Genomic DNA, 4,359 nt, shown 5'->3' with positions numbered 1-4,359 from the left:
GGCATGCGTGATTCGTCTACGGCGCGGGGGCTCGGGGATGGGTATAAGCGACAGGGGCGGGGCGGGTGGCCGGGCCGGTCACCGGCAGCGCGGCGTCGGCTTCGGCCGGGGCGGAGGCGGGCCGCGGCTCGGTCCCGCCCGGTTCGGCGGAGCCGGGGGCGACGGCGGCCATGGCGCACAGCACCAGCAGGGCGGCCACGACCGCCCGGCGCACGGCGGCGCGGGTGGTGCGGACGGGCCCGGTGGTGCTGGTCATGGGGGGCCTGTAGCCCGGGGCGGGGCCGCCCGGACGCGTACGCGCCGGTAAACGCCCGACCGGGCGACGCGGGTTACGCCGGCGGGCGGTCAGGCCCCCGGGCGGCGGCGGGCGCGGCCGGCCATCAGGGCGTAGACCAGCACACCGGCGAAGAGGAACAGCACGCCCTGGTAGACGGCGGCGTAGCCGGAGCCGGCGACCAGCCAGAGCGAGAAGCCGAAGGCGAGGGCGGCCAGCACCGCGTCGCGCACCAGGCGGGGGCCGTGCACCCGGTCGGCGCGGCCGGAGGCCAGGAAGTAGAGCTGGGCGGCGGTGGAGAGCAGGTAGGGCACGGTGGCGGTGAAGGTGGTGACCAGCACCAGGGTCTCGAAGACCCCGGCCGGGCCGGCCGTGTAGTTGTAGACGGTCAGCAGGGAGGCGAGGACCACGGTGGTGAGCACCCCGTAGGTGGGCACGCCGCGCCGCTTGTGGGTGAAGAAGCGGGGGAAGAGGCCGTCCCGCGCGGCGGCGAACGGGGTCTGGGCGCTGAGCAGCGTCCAGCCGTTGAGCGCGCCGACCATGGAGACCAGGGCCATGCAGGCGACGGCGGTGCCGCCCCAGGTGCCGCCGAACATGGTGTTGACGGCGTCGGTGAAGGGCGCGGTGGACTCGGTGAGCCGGTCGTGGGCCACCAGCCCGAAGACCGACAGGGTGCCCAGCAGGTACAGGACCGCGGCGGCGAGGGTGCCGAGGATGGTGGCCCGGCCGACGTTGCGGCGCGGGTCGCGGACCTCGCCGGCGCTGACCGCGGCGGACTCCACGCCCAGGTAGCTGAAGAGCAGGATGGCGGCGGAGGCGGAGACGGCGCCGGCCGCGCTGCCGGAGCCGGCCTGGAAGGGACCGAGGTTGGCCGGGTCGAAGAAGAACAGTCCGCCGACGGCGACCAGCAGCAGCGGGACGAACTTCAGCACGGTCGCCACGAGCTGGACCGCGCCGACGTAGCGGGTGCCGGCCAGGTTGGCGAGCGCGGGCAGCCACTGCGCGGCCAGGGCCGCGGCGATGGTGGTGGCCGTGGAGTGCTCGACCGGGATGAGGACGTCCAGGTAGCCGACGGCGGCGACGGCGAGCGCGGCGTTGGAGACCCAGGTGGTGATCCAGTAGGACCAGGCGGTGAGGAAGCCGGCGAAGTCGCCGAACGCCTCCCGCGCGTAGACGTAGGGGCCGCCGGTCTGCGGGTGCCTCTCGGCGAGCCGGCCGAAGACCAGGGCGAGGCAGATCGCGCCGGCGGTGAGCACCCCGAAGGCGACCAGGCTGATCGTGCCGTAGGGGGCGACCGAGGCCGGCAGCAGGAAGATGCCGCCGCCGATGATGTTGCCCATGACCAGGGCGGTGGCGACGGGGAGGCCGAACCGGCGGGAGTGCCGGCTCTGCTCGTCGGGGGTGACTGGCGGGTTGAGCGTGGTCATGAGGGGTGGTGCGCCTTTCGCCGTGCAAACCCGAACATGCTCGGGGCACGGTGAACGCTGCACCAAATCAGCTCTTTTTGTTCGGTGTGACGCGGTTGCTGACCGCAAATGCTCCGTCCGCAGGTGTGTGCGACGGTGAATCCTGCGCGGCCCGCTCACGTGCGGACGGCAGGGGTCCCACGGGTATCTGTGGTCCCGGGCCCTCGGTGAGCCAGCGGCGCAGCACCTGGTGCACCTGTTCCGCGCCCACCAGGCCGGGGTGGTCGGCCGGCAGCGGGTCGGGCAGCGGCGGGGTGAGCGTGACCGGCCACAGCAGGAAGGCGTGCGACTGCTCGCCGCCCAGGCCGCCGTGCGAGCCGATCTGCTCCTCGAAGGCGTGCACGGCGCCGGTGGCCTCGTCGTACGCGGAGTTGACCATGATGTCGGCGACGTGCGGGAAGGAGTCGGTGCGGCGCACCGCGTCGGCCGCGCCGGGGCCGAAGCCGGCCAGCGGGCCGCCGTCGCCGAGGTCGTCCACCGGCGTCTCGGCCCCGTCCGGGCCGAGCACCACCGAGCCGTGGCGTTCGCTGCGCACCAGCAGGAAGCCGATCCCGGGGTGGGTGGCGAGGGTGGGCAGCAGGCCGGGGTGGCGGCGGTCGATCTCCTCCTTCGACATCCGGTAGGGGACGTCGGGGAAGGACACCAGACCCAGGTTGCCCGACGCCAGCACGATGGGGTCGGAGTCGCGTTCGGGGCGCGGGCCGCCGCCCTCGTCCTCGGGCGGCGGCAGGTGGACGGCGCTGCGCAGGGTGTCGCGGGCCTCGGCCCCGCCGGCCCGGGGCGCGACGTGCCGGGGCACCGGCAGGTCGCAGCCGGCCCGGACCAGGTCGCGCAGGGTGAGCCCGTAGGCGGAGGCGAAGGTCTCGCCGGGGCTCTGCCCGTGGTCGGACAGCAGCACGATCCGGTACGGCCGCGGGGCGTGCCCGGCCACCTCGGCGATCAGGGCGAGCGAGCGGTCCAGCCTGCGCAGCACGGCCGCGGCGTCCCGGCTGCGCGGGCCGGAGTGGTGGGCGACCTCGTCGTAGGCGACCAGGTCGGCGTAGACGGCCGAGCGGCCGGAGAGCATGTCGCCGATGACGGCGGCGACCACGACGTCCCGCTCGACGACCGTGGCGAAGGCGCGGATCAGCGGATACAGCCCGCCGCGGCCGACCCTGGGGTGGTCGCCGCGCACCCGGGAGCGGGTGGACTGGCCGATCTCGCGGCAGGTTTCGGCCGCGTAGGACAGCGCGGTGCGCACCGCGTTGGCGGGGTCGCGGAAGTAGGCGAAGTAGCCGGCCCGGGAGCGGTTGCGGCGGCCGCGCCGGGCGGAGACGGAGAGCACCAGGGCGAGTTGGTCCGCGCCGCCGCTGAACAGGTTGCCGCGGCTGGCGCCGTCCAGGGTGAGCAGCCCGCCGTCGCCGGTGCGCTCGATGGCGCGGCGCTGGAGCTCGGCGGCGCTGCCGGGGCGGTTGCTGACGATGGTGCGGCCGGTGTCCTTCTCGTACCAGCGGAACGCGGGAACGTCGTGGTTGGAACCGTGCAGGATGGCGAGCTGGCTGGCGCCGGTCTGGCTGGACCAGTCGGTGCGCCAGGGGGTGAGCCGGTGGGTGGTGCCCAGCCAGGCGGCCACGGTGGGCATGGTGCCGTCCTCGGCGGCGTCCTTCAGGACCTGGCAGCCGACGCCGTCCAACTGGACGAAGACGGTGCCGGGCGGGGCGTCCGCGCCGCCGTCGAGGGGCGCGCCGCTGCGGCGGCCGGCGAGCCGGTAGAGCCGGCGGCGGTAGGCGGCGTCGTCCCGGACGGCCAGCGCGGTGGAGGTGGCGGAGGCGACGGCGGACATCACGGCGGCGACCACGACGGCGTTCTGCGGGTCGGCCTCGCCGCCCCGGTCGGGGATCAGCCACAGCGCGACCAGCAGCAGGGAGCCGTTGACGGCGAAGCCGAGCAGGCCGAGGACCAGGGCGGGCACCAGCAGCAGCGCGCGCACCAGCAGCGGCCAGACCAGCGCCCCGAGCAGGCCGAAGGCGCCGGCCGCCCAGGCGGCGGTGACCGCGGTGCGGGTGATGGACTCGCCGTCCTCGGACTGGAGCTGGAAGTCGGGCAGGATCCCGGCCAGCGCCAGCAGGGTCAGACTGGAGACCGCCCAGACGACGGCGACCCGCAGCAGGGTCGCGCCGGCGGTGGTCAGCGCCCGGCGCACGCCGGGCGAGGGCGTGTGCCGGTGGCGGGACAGCCCCGGCACCTCCCCGCCCGAGCCGTCGCCGCCGGCCGGCGGCTCGCCGTGGTCGGCCAGCGCGTGCGGGTCGTAGGCGGCCCACTGCCCGGAGTCGTACGGGGAGGAGGCGGCCGCATCGCTCCCGGCGGCGGGCGCGACCCCGCCGCCGGACGCGCCCCGGTCACCCGACGCGGCCACGTCACCGGACGCGCCCTGGTCGCCGGAAGCACCCTGGTCGCCCGACGCGCGTGGGCCGCCGGACGCCGCGTCGGGGCGGCCGGGATCGGCGAGGCCCGGCTCCTCGGCGCGACCGGCGCGGTCAGGTTGCTCGGGGCGGCCGGGATCGGCGGCGCGGCCGGGGTGCGGACGCGGGTGGTGGCGGTCGTCGGTCACGGCCGGGGGGCTCTCTCACGGGGTGCGGC

At 76.0% G+C, this 4,359-nt stretch carries 3 protein-coding genes; all 3 read right to left on the bottom strand.

The window, feature by feature from the left end:
• Positions 1-16: 16 nt before the first annotated feature.
• The 3 genes from C6N75_RS30285 to C6N75_RS23740 all read right to left on the bottom strand — a co-directional run bounded on the left by C6N75_RS30285 (position 17) and on the right by C6N75_RS23740 (position 3,886).
• The gene (locus C6N75_RS30285) at positions 17-256 is read right to left on the bottom strand and encodes a hypothetical protein (RefSeq protein ID WP_146132651.1); all 240 of its coding nucleotides are present in this window, start codon (positions 254-256) and stop codon (positions 17-19) included.
• Between the two features lie 89 nt (positions 257-345).
• A complete protein-coding gene (locus C6N75_RS23745) occupies positions 346-1,701 on the bottom strand; it encodes an amino acid permease (RefSeq protein ID WP_105870937.1) in 1,356 nt (451 codons plus the stop codon).
• A 67-nt stretch (positions 1,702-1,768) separates the two neighbouring features.
• The gene (locus tag C6N75_RS23740) at positions 1,769-3,886 is read right to left on the bottom strand and encodes a phage holin family protein (protein WP_105870939.1); all 2,118 of its coding nucleotides are present in this window, start codon (positions 3,884-3,886) and stop codon (positions 1,769-1,771) included.
• Positions 3,887-4,359: the final 473 nt, after the last annotated feature.

The organism is Streptomyces solincola (assembly GCF_002982015.1).
Classification (GTDB): domain Bacteria; phylum Actinomycetota; class Actinomycetes; order Streptomycetales; family Streptomycetaceae; genus Streptomyces; species Streptomyces solincola.
The sequence above is the reverse complement of the archived record's forward strand: the minus strand, read 5'-3'. Positions and strand labels throughout refer to the sequence as shown.